The 21,255-nt window shown below is 60.7% G+C and carries 19 protein-coding genes and 1 pseudogene; 13 read left to right on the forward strand and 7 right to left on the reverse strand.

Features of this window, described 5'->3' with window-relative positions; all coding sequences use genetic code 11:
* The first annotated feature begins 64 nt into the window (after positions 1 to 64).
* Entirely contained in the window at positions 65 to 1,642 is a 1,578-nt protein-coding gene (lysS, locus tag HMPREF3148_RS12410) for a lysine--tRNA ligase (RefSeq protein WP_034657100.1), read from the forward strand.
* A gap of 6 nt (positions 1,643 to 1,648) precedes the next feature.
* Here the strand turns inward: lysS and HMPREF3148_RS14165 are convergent, their stop codons facing one another.
* Positions 1,649 to 1,771, reverse strand: coding sequence for a hypothetical protein (locus HMPREF3148_RS14165; RefSeq protein WP_256364835.1), 123 nt, complete (start codon positions 1,769 to 1,771; stop codon positions 1,649 to 1,651).
* A 54-nt stretch (positions 1,772 to 1,825) separates the two neighbouring features.
* Between HMPREF3148_RS14165 and HMPREF3148_RS12415 the strand changes: the two genes are divergently transcribed.
* Positions 1,826 to 3,259: an MDR family MFS transporter gene (locus tag HMPREF3148_RS12415; RefSeq protein ID WP_070509234.1), complete on the forward strand. Its 1,434-nt coding sequence runs from the start codon at positions 1,826 to 1,828 to the stop codon at positions 3,257 to 3,259.
* Here HMPREF3148_RS12415 and HMPREF3148_RS12420 read toward each other — a convergent pair.
* Positions 3,256 to 3,882 (reverse strand): hypothetical protein, encoded by a 627-nt coding sequence (locus tag HMPREF3148_RS12420; protein WP_049147067.1) that lies wholly within the window; start codon positions 3,880 to 3,882, stop codon positions 3,256 to 3,258. The two genes, HMPREF3148_RS12415 and HMPREF3148_RS12420, sit on opposite strands and share 4 nt — an antisense overlap.
* A 13-nt stretch (positions 3,883 to 3,895) precedes the next feature.
* Positions 3,896 to 5,272: a hypothetical protein gene (locus tag HMPREF3148_RS12425; protein WP_049147065.1), complete on the reverse strand. Its 1,377-nt coding sequence runs from the start codon at positions 5,270 to 5,272 to the stop codon at positions 3,896 to 3,898.
* A gap of 248 nt (positions 5,273 to 5,520) precedes the next feature.
* Between HMPREF3148_RS12425 and HMPREF3148_RS12430 the strand changes: the two genes are divergently transcribed.
* Complete coding sequence (locus HMPREF3148_RS12430; protein WP_049151424.1) at positions 5,521 to 8,235, forward strand: ATP-dependent Clp protease ATP-binding subunit; 2,715 nt, start codon at positions 5,521 to 5,523, stop codon at positions 8,233 to 8,235.
* 204 nt (positions 8,236 to 8,439) lie between these two features.
* On the opposite strand, the gene HMPREF3148_RS12435 is transcribed toward HMPREF3148_RS12430, so the two are convergent.
* On the reverse strand, positions 8,440 to 9,759 hold the full coding sequence (locus HMPREF3148_RS12435) for a lipase family protein (protein WP_065420376.1): 1,320 nt from the start codon (positions 9,757 to 9,759) through the stop codon (positions 8,440 to 8,442).
* Positions 9,760 to 9,811: 52 nt separating this feature from the next.
* Here HMPREF3148_RS12435 and HMPREF3148_RS13390 point away from each other — a divergent pair, with 52 nt between their 5' ends.
* Positions 9,812 to 9,982, forward strand: coding sequence for a DUF4236 domain-containing protein (locus tag HMPREF3148_RS13390; RefSeq protein ID WP_005529875.1), 171 nt, complete (start codon positions 9,812 to 9,814; stop codon positions 9,980 to 9,982).
* Positions 9,983 to 10,029: 47 nt separating this feature from the next.
* Entirely contained in the window at positions 10,030 to 11,298 is a 1,269-nt protein-coding gene (locus HMPREF3148_RS12440; protein ID WP_049147064.1) for a threonine/serine exporter family protein, read from the forward strand.
* A gap of 6 nt (positions 11,299 to 11,304) precedes the next feature.
* On the opposite strand, the gene HMPREF3148_RS12445 is transcribed toward HMPREF3148_RS12440, so the two are convergent.
* Positions 11,305 to 12,168 carry an HhH-GPD family protein gene (locus tag HMPREF3148_RS12445; RefSeq protein WP_168712835.1) on the reverse strand — a complete coding sequence of 288 codons (864 nt, stop codon included), beginning with the start codon at positions 12,166 to 12,168 and terminating at the stop codon, positions 11,305 to 11,307.
* Positions 12,169 to 12,215: 47 nt separating this feature from the next.
* Here HMPREF3148_RS12445 and HMPREF3148_RS12450 point away from each other — a divergent pair, with 47 nt between their 5' ends.
* Together HMPREF3148_RS12450 and HMPREF3148_RS12455 are read left to right on the forward strand one after the other, a co-directional pair.
* Positions 12,216 to 12,842: a carbonic anhydrase gene (locus tag HMPREF3148_RS12450; protein WP_005529881.1), complete on the forward strand. Its 627-nt coding sequence runs from the start codon at positions 12,216 to 12,218 to the stop codon at positions 12,840 to 12,842.
* Between the two features lie 104 nt (positions 12,843 to 12,946).
* Positions 12,947 to 13,663: a hypothetical protein gene (locus HMPREF3148_RS12455; protein WP_049147061.1), complete on the forward strand. Its 717-nt coding sequence runs from the start codon at positions 12,947 to 12,949 to the stop codon at positions 13,661 to 13,663.
* On the opposite strand, the gene radA is transcribed toward HMPREF3148_RS12455, so the two are convergent.
* Both radA and HMPREF3148_RS12465 read right to left on the reverse strand, forming a co-directional pair.
* Positions 13,660 to 15,036 carry a DNA repair protein RadA gene (gene radA, locus HMPREF3148_RS12460; RefSeq protein WP_049151425.1) on the reverse strand — a complete coding sequence of 459 codons (1,377 nt, stop codon included), beginning with the start codon at positions 15,034 to 15,036 and terminating at the stop codon, positions 13,660 to 13,662. The two genes, HMPREF3148_RS12455 and radA, sit on opposite strands and share 4 nt — an antisense overlap.
* A 96-nt stretch (positions 15,037 to 15,132) precedes the next feature.
* On the reverse strand, positions 15,133 to 15,729 hold the full coding sequence (locus HMPREF3148_RS12465) for a hypothetical protein (RefSeq protein WP_049147057.1): 597 nt from the start codon (positions 15,727 to 15,729) through the stop codon (positions 15,133 to 15,135).
* 218 nt (positions 15,730 to 15,947) lie between these two features.
* On the opposite strand from HMPREF3148_RS12465, the gene HMPREF3148_RS12470 reads away from it, so the two are divergent.
* From HMPREF3148_RS12470 to ccmA, 6 genes and pseudogenes are all read left to right on the forward strand, one after another.
* A complete protein-coding gene (locus HMPREF3148_RS12470; protein WP_005529888.1) occupies positions 15,948 to 16,535 on the forward strand; it encodes a CarD family transcriptional regulator in 588 nt (195 codons plus the stop codon).
* Positions 16,504 to 17,220: a 2-C-methyl-D-erythritol 4-phosphate cytidylyltransferase gene (ispD, locus tag HMPREF3148_RS12475; protein WP_070509235.1), complete on the forward strand. Its 717-nt coding sequence runs from the start codon at positions 16,504 to 16,506 to the stop codon at positions 17,218 to 17,220. Before HMPREF3148_RS12470 ends, ispD begins: the two co-directional genes overlap by 32 nt.
* The gene (gene ispF / locus HMPREF3148_RS12480) at positions 17,217 to 17,699 is read left to right on the forward strand and encodes a 2-C-methyl-D-erythritol 2,4-cyclodiphosphate synthase (protein ID WP_070509237.1); all 483 of its coding nucleotides are present in this window, start codon (positions 17,217 to 17,219) and stop codon (positions 17,697 to 17,699) included. The genes ispD and ispF overlap by 4 nt, the downstream gene beginning before the upstream one ends.
* Positions 17,700 to 17,839: 140 nt before the next feature.
* Positions 17,840 to 18,151, forward strand: a pseudogene (locus tag HMPREF3148_RS12485) (TrmH family RNA methyltransferase); the annotation flags it as partial.
* A 380-nt stretch (positions 18,152 to 18,531) separates the two neighbouring features.
* A complete protein-coding gene (locus tag HMPREF3148_RS12490) occupies positions 18,532 to 20,517 on the forward strand; it encodes a hypothetical protein (RefSeq protein WP_049063240.1) in 1,986 nt (661 codons plus the stop codon).
* A 3-nt stretch (positions 20,518 to 20,520) separates the two neighbouring features.
* Entirely contained in the window at positions 20,521 to 21,147 is a 627-nt protein-coding gene (ccmA, locus tag HMPREF3148_RS12495) for a heme ABC exporter ATP-binding protein CcmA (RefSeq protein ID WP_005529899.1), read from the forward strand.
* Positions 21,148 to 21,255: the final 108 nt, after the last annotated feature.

The raw sequence follows: 21,255 nt of genomic DNA on the forward strand, positions 1-21,255 counted from the left end.
CGCCCCACCGAAAGCCATCTCCTCAACATAGGACCTCACCTTGCTATGGGCTATTCTTGTCAGCGTGAGTGAGCAGAAGAATTCCCCCGAAGTAAACGACGTACCCGAGCAGCTGCGCATCCGCCGCGAAAAGCGCGAGCGCCTGCTGGACTCCGGCGTTGAGGCCTATCCAGTAACCGTCGACCGTACGATCTCCATGCGCGACCTGCGCCACGAGTTCCAGGTCGTTGCTGAAGGCGAGGAGCCTGGAACCGAGGAAGGCGTTACCTACCTCACCGCGGGCGAGGAGACTGATACCGAGCACGCCATCGCCGGCCGCCTCATCTTCATGCGCAACACCGGCAAGCTGTGTTTTGCCACCCTGCAGGACGGCGACGGCACCCAGGTGCAGGCAATGCTCTCCCTGGCTGAGATCGGCGAGGAGCAGCTCGCTGCCTGGAAGTCCGACGTGGACCTGGGTGACTTTATCTCCGTGCGTGGCCGCGTCATCGCTTCTCGCCGCGGCGAGCTGTCCATCATGGCTACCAAGTGGACCATGGCCGCAAAGTCGCTGCGCCCGTTGCCGGTTGCCTTCGCGGACATGAATGAAGAGACCCGCGTGCGCCAGCGCTACAACGACCTCATCGTGCGCGAAGAGGCCCGCAAGAACGCGATGACCCGCGTGAAGGTCATGCGCGCCCTGCGCAACTACCTGGAGGACCAGGGTTTCGTGGAGATCGAGACCCCGATGCTGCAGACCCTGCACGGTGGCGCGGCTGCTCGCCCGTTCGTCACGCACTCCAACGCGCTCGACATCGACCTCTACCTGCGTATCGCGCCGGAGTTGTACTTGAAGCGCGCCGTCGTCGGCGGCATTGACCGCGTCTTCGAGATTAACCGTAACTTCCGCAACGAGGGTGTCGACCGCTCGCACTCCCCAGAGTTCGCCATGCTCGAGACCTACGCCGCATGGGGCGACTACAACGACTGCGCCCGCACCACCCGCGAGTCCATCCAGGCGGTTGCTCAGGCGGTCTTCGGTTCCCACAAGGTCACCTTGGCCGACGGTACCGAGTACGACTTCGGCGGCGAAGAGTGGCCGGAGATCGAAATGTACCCGTCCCTCAACGAGGCCCTGCAGCGCAAGTTCCCAGGCCAGCCTGAGGTCACCATCGACACCGACGTTGAGACCCTCAAGGGCATCGCCGACGTCATCGGCCTCGACGTCCCAAAGAACGGCGGCTGGGGCCACGGCAAGCTCGTCGAGGAGATCTGGGAGGTGCTCTGCGAGGATCAGCTTGAAGGCCCAATCTTCGTCAAGAACTTCCCGGTCGAGACCTCCCCGCTGACCCGCCAGCACCGCTCCATCCCGGGCGTTACCGAGAAGTGGGACCTCTACGTCCGCGGCTTCGAGCTGGCTACCGGCTACTCCGAGCTGGTTGACCCGGTCATCCAGCGCGAGCGCTTCGAGGATCAGGCTCGTCTGGCCGCCGGCGGCGATGACGAAGCCATGGTGCTCGACGAGGACTTCCTTGCCGCCATGGAGCAGGGCATGCCTCCGACAGCCGGTACCGGCATGGGCATGGACCGCCTGCTCATGGCCCTGACCGGCCTGGGGATTCGCGAGACAGTCCTCTTCCCAATCGTGAAACCGGAAAAGTAGACGGTCTTAGCAGGCTGGAATCTCGGCTGCGGATTCCGAGTTACCCCGATAAAAGACGGCATAGTCGGTGTGCTTGCCGGCGGGGTAAAAGCCGGTGAGGTCACCGGAGTTGGAAGTGTCTTTGCTCACAAACCCGATCTTGAACTTACGAAGTGGTGGGCGTGTCACCTAACGTGACACTTCGTGTCTCAAGAATCTAATAATGCAGCTAGTTCGAATCGTCTGTCCCGCGACGTAGTTATCAACCTCTCGATTTTGGTCCTAGGGGCCATGATCATGATTCTCAATGAGACTTCCTTGTCTGTCGCCTTGCCCGCGATCATGGCGGACTTCAGTATTCCTGCCACCTCTGCGCAGTGGTTGACTACCGGTTTCATGCTCACCATGGGCGTGACTATCCCGACGACGGGTTTCTTGCTCGAGCGTTTCACAACTCGCCAGATTTTCCTCGCCTCTACCGGGATGTTTCTTGCCGGTACAGTCATTGCAGCGCTGGCGCCAGTCTTCATCGTCTTGCTTGCTGGCCGCGTGGTGCAGGCTGCCGGAACAGCATTGATGATTCCGACGCTGATGACAGTAGCGATGACGCTAGTGCCACCACAGCGACGTGGCTCAGTAATGGGAATTATCTCTATTGTCATCTCGGTTGCGCCAGCCCTAGGCCCGACGGTTGGTGGCGCAATCCTCAATGCCTTGAGCTGGCACTTCATCTTCTGGGCAATGGTTCCCTTGGTGGCTCTTATTCTGTTTGCCGGTGTGATCAAGCTGGTTAACGTGGGCGAGAACCGCAACACCCCGTTGGATCCATTCTCTGTGGTGCTTTCGGTCCTAGCTTTCGGAGGTTTGGTGTATGGCCTTTCCTCCATCGAGAAGATGCTCGAAGGAAAGGGCATGGTGGAGATCATCGTTTCGGTGGTCGGCGTCGTAGCGCTCATCATCTTCACCCGCCGTCAGATGAGCCTGGCAAAGGATAATCGTGCGCTGTTGGATCTGCGCCCGTTCCGCGTGCGCAACTACACCATCGCGGTGGCCATCATGCTCATCTCATTCGGTCTGATGCTGGGCTCGGTGACGGTGCTGCCTATTTACCTCCAGACCTCCGTGGGTGTTTCCGCCCTAGTGACGGGTCTCGTGGTGATGCCCGGCGGTTTGTTGCAGGGCATCATCTCTCCGTTCGTGGGCCGTATTTTTGACGCGCGTGGTCCGCGGCCGCTGACGATTCCGGGCGCCATCCTGCTGGTTGCGGGCCTGTTCTTGATGACGACTCTCGACGCCGAATCCCAGGTGTGGATGGTTGTTGCCATGCACGTCACCTTTGCCTTGGGCATGGGTTTGATGATGACGCCGCTGATGACCACGGCTTTGTCTTCGCTGCCGCATGAGCTTTACTCGCATGGCTCGGCGATCATGAACACCCTGCAGCAGCTCGCGGGCGCGACGGGAACGGCATTCTTGGTTGTATTCCTGACTCGTGGCACCGTGGCCGGCATGCAGTCGGGAATGGACGAGGCCGCCGCGATCGCGCAGGGTGCCCACTGGGCTTTCCTGTTCGCCGGCGCGGCGTCGATTGTGGTGCTCGTGCTGGCGCCGCTGCTGCGTCCGGTCCCGCAGGACTAACAGGGGGAGAGGAACTCTGCGCGGGTGGAGAGGATACGCGGGTTGCCACCCAGGCGGGAAGCAGCGTAGCACAGCGCATCGGTGTCGAAGCCATAGTCGATGACCACCGGGTAGACCTTGCCCTCTGCTACCTCGCCGCGTAACGACGGGCAGATTCCCGGGTTGTAGTACTCCGCGCCGGGGTTGTTAGCAACAGATCGTTGGATTTGCGGAAGGGCCTCTGCGGGGCTGTTGGCCACGACGGAATCGACGATCAGCACGCCGCGGCCGTCGCAAGCAACGGCGGAAGGATTAAATCCAGCGGGCAAGTCCGAGCTGGAATCTTTAGTTGCAGGCGCCGTGTATTCCTGCGTGACCGTCTGCTCCACGGTCTTGGTCATGGTTGCAGTTTCTTCAGATTTCTCGCTCTCAGTGCGTTGGCTGCTTTCTGAATTCTCATCCTCTTGCGAGGTGCTCCCAGTTGCAGGGGCTTCGGCAAGTGGGGCTAGCTGGGACTGCGCATTTTCTTTGGCACCGCCCAGCATTCGCATGGCCAGAACACTGCCGCCAACCAGTGCAATTAGTGCTAGGACTGCGACGGCAATCGCGATGTAGATGCTCTTGTTTTCCTGCGAATTATCCATGGCCGCTGCTCCTTTAGGCGCACAATTGCATCTTTAGGCGCGCGTTTTCCGCCTCTGTGCCCCAGATAATGAAGGCGGACTGGGTGCCAGGTACTGCCATGTAATAGGTCGGCTCCTCGGCGTTCGGGGCTTCGAAGCTCTGGATGGTGCACTGGCCATTGGAAAGCTCGGTTGGATCAGGAGGCAGGATGGCGTCGCGGGCTTCCACGGATTCGTAGGAGGCGACGGCATAGCTTAAGTCGTCGCCCTCACAGGTGATCTTCGCCAGCTGGCCTTCCTCCGGCTCGCGGTGGTGGCACTTGGTATCGCCGTAGCCGGAGGTGCCGCTGCGCGAGCCCAGCAGTCCAGGGTAGGCCTCTGCGAGGTTGCTTTCATCATCGTTCCAGCCCGGGTACTGGTTGAAGAAGAAGATGCCGGCGGCGGCGAGAACGACCACTGCCAGTGCGGCGCATAGCGCGATGAGGCCGGTCTTCTTGCCAGAGCCGGACTTCTTTTCTGCAACCGGTGCAGCAAATCCCGCGCCGTTTGGTTGGCTCTGCATCTGCCCCTGCGGCTGGCCTTGCTGGAACCCCTGCTGGTACTGGCCTCGCTGCATCATCGGCTGCTGCTGCGGCATGTACTGCGGTGGCATCTGCTGCTGCGGGGCCTGCTGCGCTGGCTGAGGCTGCGTCTGCGGGTGGGTTTGCTCGCGGGGTGCCGCAGCTTGCGGGCTGGCGAACTGGGAAGCAAAACCTGCGGCTGCGGCACCAGCTGCTCCCGCTGCAGCGGTGCCGGTGGAAGTAGAGGCGTTACGCAGGGCGTCGATAACCGTGCCAGCTGAGTTGAACTGGGAATTTGGCTTGAACTCCGGATGTGCAGACTTAATGAGCTCCGCAAAGCGCTGCGTGACCTGCTCAGCGGTGACGTTGCCCACGCCCGGGCCTGCCGCACACAGCACCGCATTGCTGCGCGAACCCGTAACCATGATGCGGCGTGGATGCAGCGCATGCATGGCAAAGCCCGTCTGGTTGTTCTGCAACAGGTAATCCACTGCCTCGGACAAAGGAGTAAAAACTGAAAGCGCCTCGGTCTTGGTGAGGTGCTGCGCGCCTAGGCCAGAGCCGGTGAAGGTAGAAAGTGGCTCGCCGGAAAGTGCGGCGCGCACCAGAAAGTCCTGGCCCTTTTCTGTGGTTCCGGTGCCGACGAGCGGGGCGATGGAGCGATGGTGGACGTCGGCAAGCACGGAGGCTTGCTTAACCGCACCGCGGTGGTTGGCCTCAAAAAGCTCGACCGTCATTGGCTTATTAGAGGAGTCCACGACACCGAAAAGCGTGGAGACCGAGGATTCGTCCATTACGGAAAGCTGACGGAGTTGATGCTGAGTAGAGAAGAACTCAGGGAGCTTTTTCACAGGGATTCATCCTTTTGAATAATGGTTTTGGGCCTTTTCGCATTTAAGAGTAACGGCAACCGAGTCAAACTCCAGTAGCGAGGTGTAAAGAAACCTTCTGAAAGGCCTGTTCGCTACCGGCGTACAGTGCCCTGAGCTGGGAAAAGGTGCCTTCTGGAGAGTTGGTTCTAAAAACCGTGAATTGCATGTCCAGTCGGCGCGTTAGAGTGGGTGACACATTATTAGCGAAAGCATAGAGGTATAAGGCAATGTTCGAGAGGTTTACCGACCGTGCCCGCCGCGTCATCGTCCTGGCGCAGGAGGAAGCACGCATGCTCAACCACAACTACATCGGCACCGAGCACATTTTGCTCGGCCTCATCCACGAGGGTGAAGGCGTTGCCGCCAAGGCACTGGAGTCCATGGGCATCTCGCTTGAGGACGTCCGCCGCGAAGTAGAGGAAATTATCGGTCACGGCTCCCAGCCACACACCGGTCACATTCCGTTTACACCGCGCGCGAAGAAGGTGCTGGAGCTTTCCCTACGTGAGGGCCTGCAGATGGGCCACAAGTACATCGGTACTGAGTTCCTGCTGCTGGGCCTCATCCGCGAGGGCGAGGGCGTGGCAGCGCAGGTACTTATCAAGCTTGGCGCTGACCTGCCGCGCGTTCGTCAGCAGGTTATCCAGCTGTTGTCTGGTTACGAGGGCGGCAATGGTGAAAACGACGGCCAGTCCCAGGGCGGGCCAGTCGGTGCTGGTGCCGGCGCGGGCGCAGGCCTGGGTGGCCGCACCGCACCGTCCGGCGCGGGCGAGCGCTCCAATTCCTTGGTTCTTGACCAGTTTGGTCGCAACCTGACCCAGGCCGCCAAGGATGGCAAGCTCGACCCAGTTGTGGGCCGCGATTCCGAGATTGAGCGCATCATGCAGGTGCTCTCCCGCCGTACCAAGAACAACCCGGTTCTCATTGGTGAGCCTGGTGTTGGTAAGACCGCAGTCGTGGAGGGCCTGGCTCTCGACATCGTTAACGGTAAAGTCCCTGAGACCCTCAAGGACAAGCAGCTGTACTCGCTTGACCTTGGTTCTTTGGTTGCGGGTTCCCGCTACCGTGGTGATTTCGAGGAACGCCTGAAGAAGGTCCTCAAGGAGATTAACCAGCGCGGTGACATCATCCTGTTTATCGATGAGATTCACACCCTGGTCGGCGCAGGTGCAGCAGAGGGCGCAATCGACGCCGCTTCGCTGCTGAAGCCGAAGCTGGCCCGCGGTGAGCTCCAGACCATCGGTGCTACCACCTTGGACGAGTACCGCAAGCACATTGAGAAGGATGCCGCGCTGGAGCGTCGTTTCCAGCCGGTCAAGGTCGACGAGCCTTCCCTGGATGACACCATCCTCATCCTCAAGGGCCTGCGCGATAAGTACGAGGCACACCACCGCGTTTCTTACACTGACGAGGCTCTGAAGGCTGCGGCCTCCCTGTCTGACCGCTACATCAATGACCGCTTCCTGCCGGATAAGGCCGTTGACCTCCTCGACGAGGCTGGTGCCCGCATGCGCATTAAGCGCATGACTGCTCCGGAAGGCCTGCGTGAGGTCGATGACCGCATCGCTGAGGTCCGCCGCGAGAAGGAAGCGGCTATCGACGCCCAGGACTTCGAGAAGGCAGCCGGCTTGCGCGACAAGGAGCGCAAACTCGGTGAAGAGCGCGCTGAGAAGGAAAAGCAGTGGCGCTCCGGCGACCTCGAGGAAATCGCTGAGGTCGGCGAGGAACAAATCGCTGAGGTCCTGGCACACTGGACCGGCATCCCTGTGCTCAAGCTGACGGAGAAGGAATCTTCCCGCTTGCTGCACATGGAAGATGAGCTGCACAAGCGCATCATTGGTCAGGACGAGGCAGTCAAGGCAGTGTCCCGCGCCATCCGCCGTACCCGCGCAGGTCTCAAGGACCCGCGTCGTCCTTCCGGTTCCTTCATCTTCGCCGGTCCGTCCGGTGTTGGTAAGACGGAGCTTTCGAAGTCCCTGGCTAACTTCCTGTTCGGCTCTGATGATGACCTCATCCAGATCGACATGGGCGAGTTCCACGACCGCTTCACCGCATCCCGTCTCTTCGGTGCCCCTCCGGGATACGTTGGCTACGAAGAGGGTGGCCAGCTGACGGAGAAGGTCCGCCGCAAGCCATTCTCCGTGGTTCTCTTCGACGAGATTGAGAAGGCCCACAAGGAGATTTACAACACCTTGCTGCAGGTTCTCGAGGACGGCCGCCTTACCGACGGCCAGGGTCGCATCGTGGACTTTAAGAACACGGTCCTGATTTTCACCTCAAACCTGGGTACGCAAGATATCTCTAAGGCTGTGGGCTTGGGCTTTAGCGGTTCCTCCGAAACGGATAGCGATGCTCAGTACGAGCGCATGAAGAATAAGGTCAACGACGAGCTGAAGAAGCATTTCCGCCCAGAGTTCCTCAACCGTATCGACGAGATTGTGGTCTTCCACCAGCTCACTCAGGAGCAGATCGTTGAGATGGTCGAGCTGCTCATTGGCCGTGTGGAAAAGCAGCTGGCAGAGCGCGACATGGGCATCGAGCTGACCCAGAAAGCTAAGGATCTACTGGCAAAGCGCGGATTCGATCCAGTCTTGGGTGCTCGTCCGCTGCGCCGTACCATTCAGCGCGAGATTGAGGATCAGCTCTCCGAGAAGATCCTCTTCGGTGAAATCGGTGCTGGTGAAATCATCACCGTTGACGTGGAGAACTGGGACGGCGAGTCCAAGGACAACTCTTCTGCGACCTTTACCTTCAGCCCACGCCCGCGTCCGTTGCCGGAGGGCACGTTCGAGGAGGAACTCGAGGATGCCGAGGTACGCGAGGCTGACGAGGAGCTCGTGGCAGAGCAGAACGACAGTCCTGATTCCATCACCAGCGATGTCTTGCCAGACCCAACCGACGATGATAACCCGCCAGCTGCCGGTGCTGGCCAGCCTATCTAGACTGAACTAGACGTGGTGCCGCCCTTTTGGGCGGCACCTTTGTCGTTTTCCCGGGGCAGCCAACTGCGCAGCCGCCCTAATTGCCAAATTGTGCCGAAAAATCAGACATTTCCGCCCACAATTTGGCAGTTGGGCTCATCTGGCGCCGACCAAGCCACCGCTTCCCAAGGGGCAAGGGAAAGAACGCGATACAAAAAGCAGAACCTAGAGGCAGTTGGTGGGAGCAGGGAAGTCGTTGAAACGCGCCATCAAGTAGTCCAAGCCGCGCGGTACGGAAGTCATCATCGGGCCAGCGTGGCCCAGGCCCGTACCGGTGATGAAGGTGACGGCCGGGGCCGCCTCAAACTGGACGGCGCCGCCCATGCGGCAGTACTGGCCAGCCATGGTGCGTGCCTGCTCGTAAGGGATGAGGTCATCGGTAGGGGAGTTGGCCACCAGAATCGGGCCAGTCACCGGGTGTTTGCCCAGCTTTTGCTCCTCCAGCACGCGTGCGGCGGCCGGCTCGCGGGCAACGAGGTGGGCAAAGGACTCACCAGTCTTGGTTAGCTGGGAGGTGCGCGTAAAGCCCCAAGTGGCCATGGAATCACCGATGCAGGCGTCCGCGGCCGAACGCAGGAAGTGGATGCCGCGCTCGTTGAACTGCGGAATGATCGCGTTATAAAACTCCGGGCTGCGCTCCGCGAAGCCGTTGATGGCGTATCCCAAGACGTGGACGATACTCGAACCGTCCACCGCGTTCATCACCGAGAGCAGGTCAGCCGGCGGGGCGCCAGCGTAGGTTCCCTTGATGTTGAGCTCGGGCGCATAGAGCGCCGCATACTCCGCCGCGGCCGCAGCAGCGCCGCCGCCCTGTGAGTAGCCTGCAAAGCCCACCGGGGAGGTCAAAGGCGCGCCGGAGAGCGCAAGGCCGGCGCGGGCGGCGTCGAGAACCGCGTGCGCTTGCTCAATGTTGTTGACATAAGAGTGGTGCCCAGGCGTGCCCAGCCCGATGTAGTCCGTGACCACCACGCGGATCCCGTGCTCAGCGGCCTGCTGGAAGAAAGGGTACTCATAGTTCATGTTCAACGTGGGCTGGCCGGCTGGGCCTAAAGCCAGGTTGCCCACCTGGCTGCCGGAGCGCGACGGCGCGCACTGGTCACCCTGGCCGCGCGTGCCCGGCGCGAACACGATGGTGGGGCGCTCGCCCTTGCCAGTCCACGGGCGCTGCGGCTCAAACACGGTTCCCGTCACCGGGGTGGCCACGCCATCGGAGCGGGTCGAGCCGTATGTGAAGGTGGTGGCGCGCGCACCCGTGGCAGACGACATCTGCGCTACGGGATGGCTCGCAGGGCGAGAGTCCATGACGGTGCCCGCGCCGGGCGCATTCACGCCAGGATTCGCCGGCGCTGAGACCGCACCGGTGTCTGCGGCGACGCCAGTGACGTCGGAGGTGTCCTGCGCTGGTTCGACGCCGAGTGCAGCAGGAACGGGGACGCTAAGGGCGGCGGTGAGTACCGCGGCCGCGATGAGACGAGGGAACTTCACGCACTAAACTCTAGCTGCCAGCGCAACTGGGGGTGCGCTAAAATTTGTCACCATGGGCATTCAATACCGTTCACGCAAGAAAACCGGCAAGAATAGCTGGATTAATATCTCCGGCTCCGGGGCATCCATGTCCACCAAAGTTGGGCCCGTGACCTTCAATTCCCGCGGCGGCATGTGGATCAACCTGCCCGGTGGCCTGAACTTCCGGGGTCGCTGGCGCTAAAGACCAGCGCTTTAGCCATGCGAGAGCCAACTCCTGACTATGTCCGGATGGGCATCGAAGCCGACGTCATTTTGCGCTTGGGCATGTTGCTCATGGGCGCAGGTACGTCCGGCTACCGCGTGCTGCGCGGCATGAAGCGCGCGGCCCGTGCCCTGGGCTTCGACCGGCTCGACGCCAACGTGGGCGTTACGCAGATTACCTGCACCTTCCACAAGGGCCGCGCATTTCGCACGGTGGTGGCGCAGCAGCATTCGCCGGCTGTCGACGCCTCCCGCATCGAGGCCCTCGAGGACCTCACCCACCATCGGCTGTATGCCGGCATTACCGCTGAGGAACTCGATGCTTTCCTCGACGACATCGAATCGCACGTCATCAAGCGCTGGAACGGCTGGGTCCTGGCTAGCGCTGCGGGCGTGGCCTGCGCTTCCTTCGCGGTACTTAACTACTTCCAATCTTATGTGGTGCTGCTGGTTGCCTTGGCCGCGTTCTGCGGGCAGTTCACCCGCTGGGCCTTGCATCACAGGCATGTGCACCAGCTGGGTTGCATCGTTGCCGGCGGTGCGGTCTCGAGCATGGTCTACTTCCTCACCACGGAGGCCCTCGTGCTTATCGGCTGGGCGGATCCCGCCGAATTCTCTTCGGGCTACGTGGCGGCGGTGCTATTCCTCATACCAGGTTTCCCGTTGTTCTCCGCCATCATCGATTTGGCCCGTTTCGACTTCGACGCCGGCATGGCGCGCCTGAGTTACTCGCTCACCGTCATCATCGCGGCCACGTTCACAGTGGCCATGGTCAGCTGGTTCACCGAACTGACCCCAATCCCGCCTGCCCCAGCTCCCGACGCCACCTGGTACGCCGCCGCGGTAGTCGCCAGCTTCTCAGGCATCGCCGGCTTTGCGTTCCTATTTAACTCCTCGCGCCGCATGGTGCTGGCCGCGGCACTCGTGGGCACGGTGGCGAACATGGCGCGCCTTGGCATTTTATCGCTGGGCACCACGAGCTACTTCGCGGCATTCGTGGGCGGCGTCATCATCGGCCTGCTGGGCGCGCAGGTGGCTCGCAAGATGCATCTGCCGCGCATTACCACCACGGTCCCCGCCGCGGTCATCATGATTCCCGGCACCGCGATGTTCCGCGCGGTATTCCACCTTAACGCGGGCAACATGGACCAGTCGCTTTCGAACCTCGCCACCGCGACGATGGTCGTCATGTCCATCGGTTGCGGCCTCGTCTTTGCCCGCCTGCTCTCCGACCGGGATTGGGCGCTTGGCAGACTCATCGACTTCAGCCGCCCGCCGCACGACTCTAGGTACTAGAGCGTATTAAGCCGGTAAGTGGAACAGGCCCTGGGAATCTTGCTCCGCGAGGCCGTCGTCAAGCAGCGATGCCAAAGCCCTGGAACGCTGCGCTGCGTCAGGCCACACCACGTCGATGGAACTTTGCGGCACCGGCCCCGATGCCCCGCGCAGCACGTCGAGGATGAGCCCGCGCACTTGGCGGTCGGTTCCCTTGAACTTCTGTATGCGCTTCTTTGCGCGCGCGAGCTCCTCCTCGCTGGGCTGCGGGCAGCCCGCCAGTTGCCACGCGCAGCCCGTGCGCAGCGGGCACTCCTCGCACTTCGGCGACTTCGCAGTGCACACGAGAGCCCCGAGCTCCATCAACGCGGCGGAAAAGCGTGGGCCATTTACCGCGGGTAGGAGTGCCTCCACCTGCGCCAACTCCTTCTTGGACGGTTGCGGCTGGAGGAACTGCCCATCCACGGCGCGGGCGTAGACGCGACGCACGTTGGTGTCCACCACCGGCACGTTGCGCCCGTAATGGAAGCACGCCACGGCCCGCGCGGTGTACTCGCCGATGCCGGGCAGGGCCAGCAGCTTGGCGACGTCGCTTGGCACCGGCTCCTCACCAATCTCCTGCGCGCACTCCCACAAGCGCAGCGCGCGGCGGGGATAGCCGAGCTTGCCCCAAGCGCGCAGGACCTCAGCTCGGGAGGCCGCGGCGAAGTCCGCCGGGGTGGGCCAGCGCTCCATCCATTCCTCCCATACCGGAGCCACACGCGCGACGGGCGTTTGCTGGCTCATGACCTCGCTGAGCAGAACGCCCCACGCGGAGGTCCCGGGGCGTCGCCAAGGCAACGGGCGTTCGGCGGAGTCGAACCATGTAAGGAGGGCGGCGGTATCAATCATCGGGAATCAGTGTAGGACAGCGGTGGTAGGGGACTACAGTTAGTGACATGCCACTTTCTAAAGTTCCACAAGATCCACAAAAGGTTTGGGAAGCTCTGCAAGCGGGCAACCAGCGCCTAGTAACCGGCAACGTCATCTCCGTCAACGATGACGCCCACATTCGCGCCGGGCTCACCAAGGGCCAGGATCCGCGCGTCATCGTGCTTTCGTGCTCCGACTCGCGCGCCCCTATTGAGCACGTATTCAACATTGGCTTTGGCGACGCCTTCGTCATCCGCACCGCCGGTCACATCCTCGATAACGCGGTACTGGCTTCGTTGGATTACGCCCTGGAGAATCTGAACGCCAACTTGCTCGTGGTCATGGGCCACCAGTCCTGCGGCGCGGTTGCTGCGGCTTCCGCGTTCCTCAACGGCGACATGAATCTGCCGACCGGCCTGCAGCGCCCGATCATTGAGAAGGTAGCTGCGTCTGCGCTGCAGTCGCGCCGTGAGGGCCGCGACTCCACTCCGGACTTCGAGCGGGAGAACACTGCACAGACGGTTTCACAGATCATCGCGGATGTGCCTGCGGCCCGCCGGCTTCTCGACGCCGGAACCCTCGGCGTCGTGGGCTTGCGCTATCTGCTGGAGGATTCCAGTGTGGAGACCGTAGTACTGCACGGTGTGCAGTAGCTTAGTGCTGCACTCGCTCTCTCCCCAGTTGAGTCCCGCCATTTAGTCAGACACGCGGCGAGGGTTAGTGCAGGTTAGGGGCGTGGCCCCTTAAAATCAAGAACGTGACTGAGAACCGACGCAACCCGCTGCCCCAAGAGATCTACATGCGCCGCCGAGTGGCCGCGCTGATTGGACTCCTGGTTGTCGTGGGCCTGCTCTTGTGGGCTGCGACCTCGATGTTTGGCGGCTCGGATGAATCGGTTCCGGCGGCTTCGACAAGTGCACGTGGCTCCGCAGCGGCGCCGGAGACGAAGGCCACCTCGAAGGCGGAAAAGACCAGCGAGGCGACTAGCTCCAAGGAGTCGAGCACGCAGCCGGCCTCAGACAGCGCCACGGCATCGGCCACCAACCCGAGTGAGGAGCCGAAGAAGAACACGTGCGCTCTTGCAGACCTGCAACTGACGGGCTCTGTCAGCAAGCCCACCTATGGCCCGGGCGAGCAGCCGACTTTCTACATGGAGGTCAACAACCCCACGGCCGTCGACTGTGTCATTGATTTGGAAGCCGACACCATGCGCTTCGAGGTCTATGACTTGAAGACCAACCAGAAGATGTGGACCGACACCGACTGCTACCCGCCGGTCGAGGAGAAGACGCAGACCTTCAAGCCGGGCGAGCCGCGCAAGTTCGAAGCCGTGTGGTCGCGCAAGATGTCCCAGCCGGGCCAGTGCGTGGACCGTCAGGAATCGCCGATGGGTGGATACTTCATGCACGTGGTCATCGGCGATAACGCAGCACCGGCTCAGACGTTCAACCTCGTGGATGCGAACGGCGCTTAGCCCAGCAGCGCTATGACCTCGCTGAGCGTAGCAGCCTGACGCACCCGAATCCCGGTGGCATCTACTTTGCCAGCCGGGACGATTGCTTTTTTATAGCCCAAGCGCGCGGCTTCGGCGAGGCGACGGTCCAGGTTTGGCACTCGGCGCAGCTCGCCGGCCAGGCCCACCTCGCCGATGACCACGGTCTTAGCCGGCAGCGGCTTTTCGTGTAGCGAGGACCACGTTGCCAGCGCCACCGCGAGGTCCGTGGCTGTCTCCTGAATGCGCACGCCGCCCACCGTGGCAACGTAAGCGTCCTTGTCATTGGTGCGCTGGCCCGCGCGTGCCTGCAGCACTGCTAGCACCATCGGCACGCGGTTGGAGTCCAAGCCCGTGACCACGCGGCGCGGGTTCTTGGCCACAGGATCCACGGTCAGCGCCTGGACCTCCGCCAGGATGGGGCGAACGCCATCCATGGCCACGGTCACCGCTGAGCCATCGGGCGTGCTGCCGCGGTGCGAGAGGAAGAGCCCGGAAGGATCAGCGACCTCGCGGATGCCGCCGGAGGTCTGCTCGAAGCAGCCCACCTCATCGGTAGCGCCGAAGCGGTTCTTGATGCCGCGCAGCATGCGCAGGCTGGATTGGCGGTCCCCTTCGAAGTTGAGCACGACGTCGACAAGGTGCTCCAGCACGCGCGGGCCCGCCACGTTGCCGTCTTTAGTCACGTGGCCCACCAAGAGAACCGGAATGCCGGTGGACTTGGCTAAGGTGGTCAAAGCCGCGGTCACGGCACGGGACTGTGCCACGCCGCCGGCCACACCCTCGACGCCCGCGGCGTGCATGGTCTGCACCGAGTCCACGATGATGAGGCTGGGCTTGAGCTGCTCAACGTGCCCGAAGACTACGTCCAGGTTCGACTCTGCGGCGAGATACAGCGTGTCATGCAGGGCGTCGGTGCGCTCGGCGCGCGCACGCACCTGGCCCGCGGATTCCTCCGCCGTGACGTAGAGAGCCTTGCGGTCTAGCTGCGCCCAACGCGAGGCCACCTCCAACAAGAGCGTGGACTTACCCACGCCTGGCTCGCCCGCCATGAGCACCACCGAACCCGGCACAATGCCCTTTCCCAGCACGCGGTCTAACTCCCCGATGCCGGTGGTAATGGTCTTGGTAGCGCTTGCCCCAATCTTGGTGATGGGCTGCGCCGGGCTGCTGGGAGTAAGCCCCTTGACCATCTGCCCCGTCACGGCAGCCGAAGCCGCCGAGCCTGCCGACGCCGCGGGCGCCGACTCCTGGAGCGTGCCCCACGAGCCGCAATCTGGGCAGCGGCCAAGCCACTTGGGGGAGACGTAGCCACACTCAGAACAGGTGTGGACGGGACGGGACTTCTTTGCCATGCCAGTAACTCTAAGACACCCACCGGACACGGGTACCTACCCGCCCCAAACGCAAAGCCCCGCACTCGAAAGTGCGGGGCTTCGAAAGCTTAAACCTTAGTGGTGGTGGCCAGCTTCAGGCTTCTCGGTGGTGTAGCCCTCGGTGGACTTGGAGTCGCGATTGTACTCACCGGACTTCAGCGGGGAAGCGGAAACAGCAGCGTTTACCTCGATGGTGCCGTTGTTGAAGGTGAAGGTAACCGGGCGGAAACCGGCGTAGCCGTAGTCCTCGTTCTGCAGAGTGGTCTCAACGTACTGGACGTTCTTGTTCTTCTCGTCCTTCTTGAGCTCCTTGAGGTTAGCCGCGGAGTCAGCGATGATGGACTGGTCGCGAGCCATTGGCTTAACGGAGCCGAGGTCAACGTCCTGGCCATCGACGGAAACGGACTCGAGGGTGATATCAGAAACCTCGTAGCCCTGGTTAACAGCTACGAACTTCAGGGAGGTCTCGCCGGAGTCCGGTTCGACCTGAATGGTGACGTCGCGAACTGCGACTGCGCCGTCCTCGGTGGCAGCGGAGGAACCGTCGACAGCCGCAACCTTGTCGGAAGTCTGGGTAACGTGGCCTGCAGAGCAGGAAGCCAATGCCAGCGCAGACAGGGCGGTTACGGAAATGATGGCACCGCGACGGGCGGCGGTCTTCAGTGGCTGCACTTTGAGGGTCCTCCATAGATTGCGATCACAAAGCTTATCAACGCTTTAGCCTAGTACCTTTCCGTGCCGAGTACACAGTTTCGTGAAAACCAATTGGGTAGTAAGCGGGGTAATACGGGGGTAGACGTGGGCGTCGGCAAGCAGCTGTGCGGCGCGTGCTAAACTCGTTGCCCTGTATGTGTGCCGTTAGCGGCGCGAACATTTAATAAGGAGTGGCAATGGAATTTAAGGTCGGAGAGGTCGTCGTCTACCCGCACCACGGTGCTGCCAGGATTGCTGATATTGAGCATCGCGAGATGGGTGGCGAGACCCTGGAGTACTTGGTGCTCCAGATCAATCAGTCTGACCTTGTGGTTCGCGTGCCTTCCAAGAACGTGGAGCTCGTCGGCGTTCGCGACGTCGTGGGTAAGGAAGGCCTCGAGAAGGTATTCTCCGTCCTGCGTGAAATCGACGTTGAAGAGGCCGGCAACTGGTCCCGCCGCTACAAGGCTAACCAGGAGCGCCTGGCTTCCGGCGACATCAACAAGGTCGCTGAGGTTGTCCGCGACCTGTGGCGCCGCGACCAAGACCGCGGTCTGTCCGCAGGTGAGAAGCGCATGCTGGCCAAGGCCCGTCAGATTCTCGTGGGCGAGCTCGCGTTGGCCTCCCCGGTCGACGAGAAGAAGGCCGACACCATGCTGGAGGAAATCGACGCCACCATCGAGCGCCACCGCGCCGCGGGCATCGTGGAGGACAAGTCCATCACCACCGACATCGACAACGACATCGATCTCGATGACCTCTCCTTCGACGACGAAGACGAATAAGCCCGTTGTCGCGCTCATCGCGGCAGCAGGAATGGGCACTCGCCTCGGCGCGGAAGTGCCCAAGGCATACGTTGAACTCCAGGGACGCACGCTCCTGGAACGCTCCGTAGCAGCCATGGCGCACAGTGGCGTGGTCAAACGCGCGGTGGTCACCGTCTCTCCGGTGATGGAAGACACCGCGCGAGCATTGCTTGCCGACGCCCCCTTGCCCATCACCTTCGTCCACGGCGGCGGCGAGCGCGCCGACTCCGTGTGGGCTGGCCTGCAAACCATTGGCGAAGAAGACGCCGTGGTGCTCATCCACGACGCCGCCCGCGCCCTGACCCCGCCAGCCATGATCGCGCGCGTGGCCCAGACCGTCCTTGACGGCGCTCCCGCCGTCATCCCGGTTCTGCCGGTTTCCGACACCATCAAGATCGTCGACGCCGAGCGTGTTGTCTCCACTCCGGATCGTTCCTCACTGCGCGCCGTGCAGACCCCGCAAGGCTTCGACTTGGCCACGCTGCGCGGCGCCAACGAAAAGTACTTCTCCGGGCAGCAGGAGTTCATCGCCACCGATGACGCCAGCCTCATGGAATGGTTCGGCGTGCCCGTGGCCACCGTGCCGGGCGACCAGTTAGCGCTGAAAATCACCACGCCCATGGACCTCACCCTGGCTACCGCGATTCTCAAGGAGAACTCATGACCCAGCCGATCATCCCGCGCGTTGGCATCGCCACGGACGCCCACCAGATTGAGGAAGGCAAGCCCTGCTGGATCGCGGGCTTGCTCTTCGAGGGCGTGGACGGCTGCGAGGGCCACTCCGACGGCGATGTGGTGAGCCACGCGCTTGTCGACGCCCTCCTTTCCGCCTCCAACCTCGGCGACCTTGGCTCGTTTGTGGGCGTGGGGCGCAAAGAATACGACAATGTCTCCGGCGAGCGCCTGCTGCGCGAGTGCCGTGAGCTGCTCGAATCCCATGGCTTTGTCATCGGCAACGCCGCCGCTCAACTGGTGGGGCAGTCGCCGAAGATGGGCCCGCGCCGCGAAGAGTCCGAGCGCGTGCTCAGTGAGATTTTAGGCGCTCCCGTTTCCGTGTCCGCTACCACCACCGACCACATGGGTTTTACCGGCCGCTCCGAAGGTCGCGCCGCGGTGGCCACAGCGGTGGTCTGGAAACAGTAACTCGCGGGTCGCCCCAGCGCGTTCCTGCGCCGCAGCCTCTCCTTGTGGCACATACCCAGCCCTAGAAATGCAGATTCCTGGTGAAAAGCGCGGCGTCGGAAAGCGTGGGAGAAAGTGAACAGGAGGTCTTGGTTTCCAGGGCTGGGTATTTGCCGGGAAAGGCGCGCGTGACCAACGTGACCCGTACGGTGCAGGAATTTCAAAATGCCGGCTACCAGGTCGTAGGCCTGGACGCCGGCGGCGAGCACACGCTCGACACCTACACCGGTGGCAAGGACCCTGTGGTCATCGTCATCGGTTCTGAGGGAAAGGGCATCTCCCGCTTGGTGCGCGAGAATTGCGACGTCATCGTGTCCATTCCGATGACCGCCTGGGTTGAGTCCTTGAACGCATCCGTCGCCGCCGGTGCCGTGCTTTCGGAGTTCGCTCGTCGGCGTCGCGCGGCGAAGTAACAGGTAATTTGGAGGGCGTCGCGTTGTGCGGCGCCTTTTTGCTGTTTTACCCGGCCTGGTTTTAGCTTTTGGGCAAATACCCAGGCCTGGAAAACCAGACCTCCTGCTCGCATTTTCACACGCTTGCCGACGCCCCGCAATCCACCAGAGAGCTGCGGATCGAGGCCTGGGTATTTGCGCGGAGTTGATGAATCTGCGAAAGGTAACTTTTGACACTTGAACCCAGTTTATGGGCAGCGTATATCTTTTAGCAGCGCGCGCTATAAGTTCGGATTCTTCTCAAGAAAGGAATGCTTATGAAAGTGGGCATGTCTAAGCAGGCAACAGCTCCCAAGAAGTCCTCTGGAAATAAGTCCTACTACCGACACTGCTAAGGCTCGATGAAAACTTCAGTCAGACTACTAACCGTAGGGATTTTGCTCTCTACGGTTAGTAGCGCATTCATTGCCTTTGTCGGAGCCAGCCTCTTATCGACTCTGGATTACCGGCTTGGCAACGAGTTTGTCCAGATCGAAGACTTCGAACCTGACAGTCACGCAGAAACACTGTTTCCTGAGCTTTCTGAATTTGCGGGAGACTCAGGATTTGACGTATCGGTTTATTACGCCTCGCTAGCTGATTCGGATGGTGAGCTGCGAATCTACTCCTCGGCTCTGCCTTCAGGTGCAGCTAACTTTGAGTCTCAAAAGTTTCAGAGAGGCGAAAAGTTTGTTTGGTATCCATTGTCGGAAATTCCGACTAAGGAACCGCGCCAAGTTTTTAACATTAAAGGATCAGAAAATGACGCTCGAGACCTAACGACATGGTTGGAGGAGCGCGGGTATTCCGTGATAGGGCTCCAGAACTTGACTTGGAGTTTCGTCATGACTTCGTCGCTGCCTTTGTTGGTCGCGGCTGCTTTTCTACTCGCGCTCGTGTTGGGTGGCGGGCACTGCCTAGTGCGGGCTCGCGAAATCGGCATTCACAGACTTTTGGGGCTAAAGCTATCGCAGACGCTAAGGCTTGATGTAACGCGGCTTGCCAAGCAAACATGGCTACCATTTTTTCTTGCGATCATTTTTATTGCGGCGGCATTGTATCTTTACAACGACTGGGCAGAAGCGACGTTGTTTTGGGCCTTTTTCGGCGTTTCTGTGTTGCTCCAATGGGTAGGTTTGGCGCTGGGCTATGTGCTCGGGCAGTTATTGGTTCGAAATATTTCGATCCCGCAGGCCATCAAAGGCAAGGTTCGGGCGCGTCCAATTACCTACGCACTGTATGCTGTCCGGCTATTGGCACTCTTGACGAGCCTGACGGCACTTTCACAGATGGTTGATACCGGTGCTGAGGTGTCCGCGCGAGAGGAATTGCAACCGTATTGGATCGGACATGCCAATGAGCAAGAGTTTGCCCTGAGCTCGAATATCACTCCGGATGAAAAAGAACAGGCTGCAGCTGCAGCGCCCTTGCGTCAGGCGGACCGCGAAGGAAAGCTACTCTTAGCGGATCCTTTTTGGCTTACCTGGCCGACTCAACTGGAAGCCCCGGTTATTCTCAGCAACCATCGGTTCGCCGTTCAAGCTGGTGTTGCCCCTTCTGAAGAAGACATAACCGTTTGTGCTCCTGTTGCCCTCAGTGAAGAATCCAAACAGACGATTATTGACTCTGTTGCATTTGAAGCCGAACTCGCGAAAAAGAAGGTTCCAAATTTTAACTGGAAAGAAGATTGTTCGCTTGGGCAAGTCTTTTCCTATGACGTTGAGCTGCGGCCAGTAATTAATGACCCCATTGTGGTTTCGTTACCAGTGGGGCTTGAAGCTATCGGTGACCGGAATTTACTCGCGAAAGCCTCGCAGAAAGTCCTCCTTGCCATCGAGCCAACTGTCGTTGGTGAGCTGAAAGATGGGACGGTGGGCAAGGTGCTCGCCACGGCACAACCGCATGCTGATTCCTGGCGATCGTCCCTTGAGGAAGCCAAAGAGCAATTCAGCCTTTGGTCGTTAAATACGGTCGTAGCGATATTACTGGTTTCCTTGTTAATCGTCGCGGGGCTTTTCAGTTTCCAGGTGGCGTTCCGGCGAGAGCTCTATGTTTCCTTCATTTGTGGGCGCAGCCCGTGGAAGATGTGCAGGAAGATTCTGCTGGCCGAGCTATTCTTTTTCGTTACCACCATCGGCTGGGTTTTGTATCGTTTGCGCGAGCATAAGGAACAACTGGAATCGCACTATCCATCAACGTGGTCGATGGGGTTTGAAAACAGGTGGTCCACGGCAACCGTTCTTGCTGTCGTCGCATTTTCGATCGTGTGGATGTGTATTTCAATCGGTTTGACCTGGTGGATTAGTGCGCGAAATCAAATGCGCTGGACAGACAGCGAAGGAAATTAGGATATGGAAATTCAGGTTGAAGACCTTCACTACAGTGTGAAGGGAAAAATGATTCTTTCCGGCTTTACGCGGTCTTTTGCGGCTGGCCGGGTGACTGCATTAACCGGTGTCTCCGGAAGTGGGAAAACCACCCTGTTGAACCTCTTGGGCGGTCTGATCTCGCCGGACAAAGGCTCAATCATGTGGGATGGAAACAACATTGCATCGCTATCGGCAGGTCGACTGCGCAAGTATCGACGCGAATGCGTTGGGTATCTCTTTCAAGACTACGGCTTGGTTCCTGACCTCACCGTTGTCGACAACGTGAAGCTCGCAGCCAGTAACGTTTCGCGCCGTGCTTTCGACGAGGCGCTAGACAGCGCTTTGGCGCAGGTTGGTTTACGCGGCTATGAAAAGCGTGTGGTCAGCGGCTTGTCTGGCGGCGAACAACAACGAGTAGCCTTGGCGAGGATCCTCGTTTCCAAGCCCAAAATCGTATTGGCGGACGAGCCAACCGGGGCGCTTGACGAGGACAATGCTCAGCTGGTTGTTGAACACCTCCGTGCTTTCGCTGACCAAGGCGCCGTTGTCGTCGTCGCGACGCATTCCAAGCATGTAGCCGACCAAGCAGACTGCGAGGTAACGCTTTAGTGTGGCGATTGAAATACTCGGATATGCCGTGTCTGCTCGCAGGCATCCGAGACGATGAGCAACCGATACTCGATGAGCTAAGACGCTACTTCCTCTGGACCCAGGTTG

This window comes from Corynebacterium sp. HMSC05D08, assembly GCF_001807215.1.
GTDB classification, from domain to species: domain Bacteria; phylum Actinomycetota; class Actinomycetes; order Mycobacteriales; family Mycobacteriaceae; genus Corynebacterium; species Corynebacterium striatum.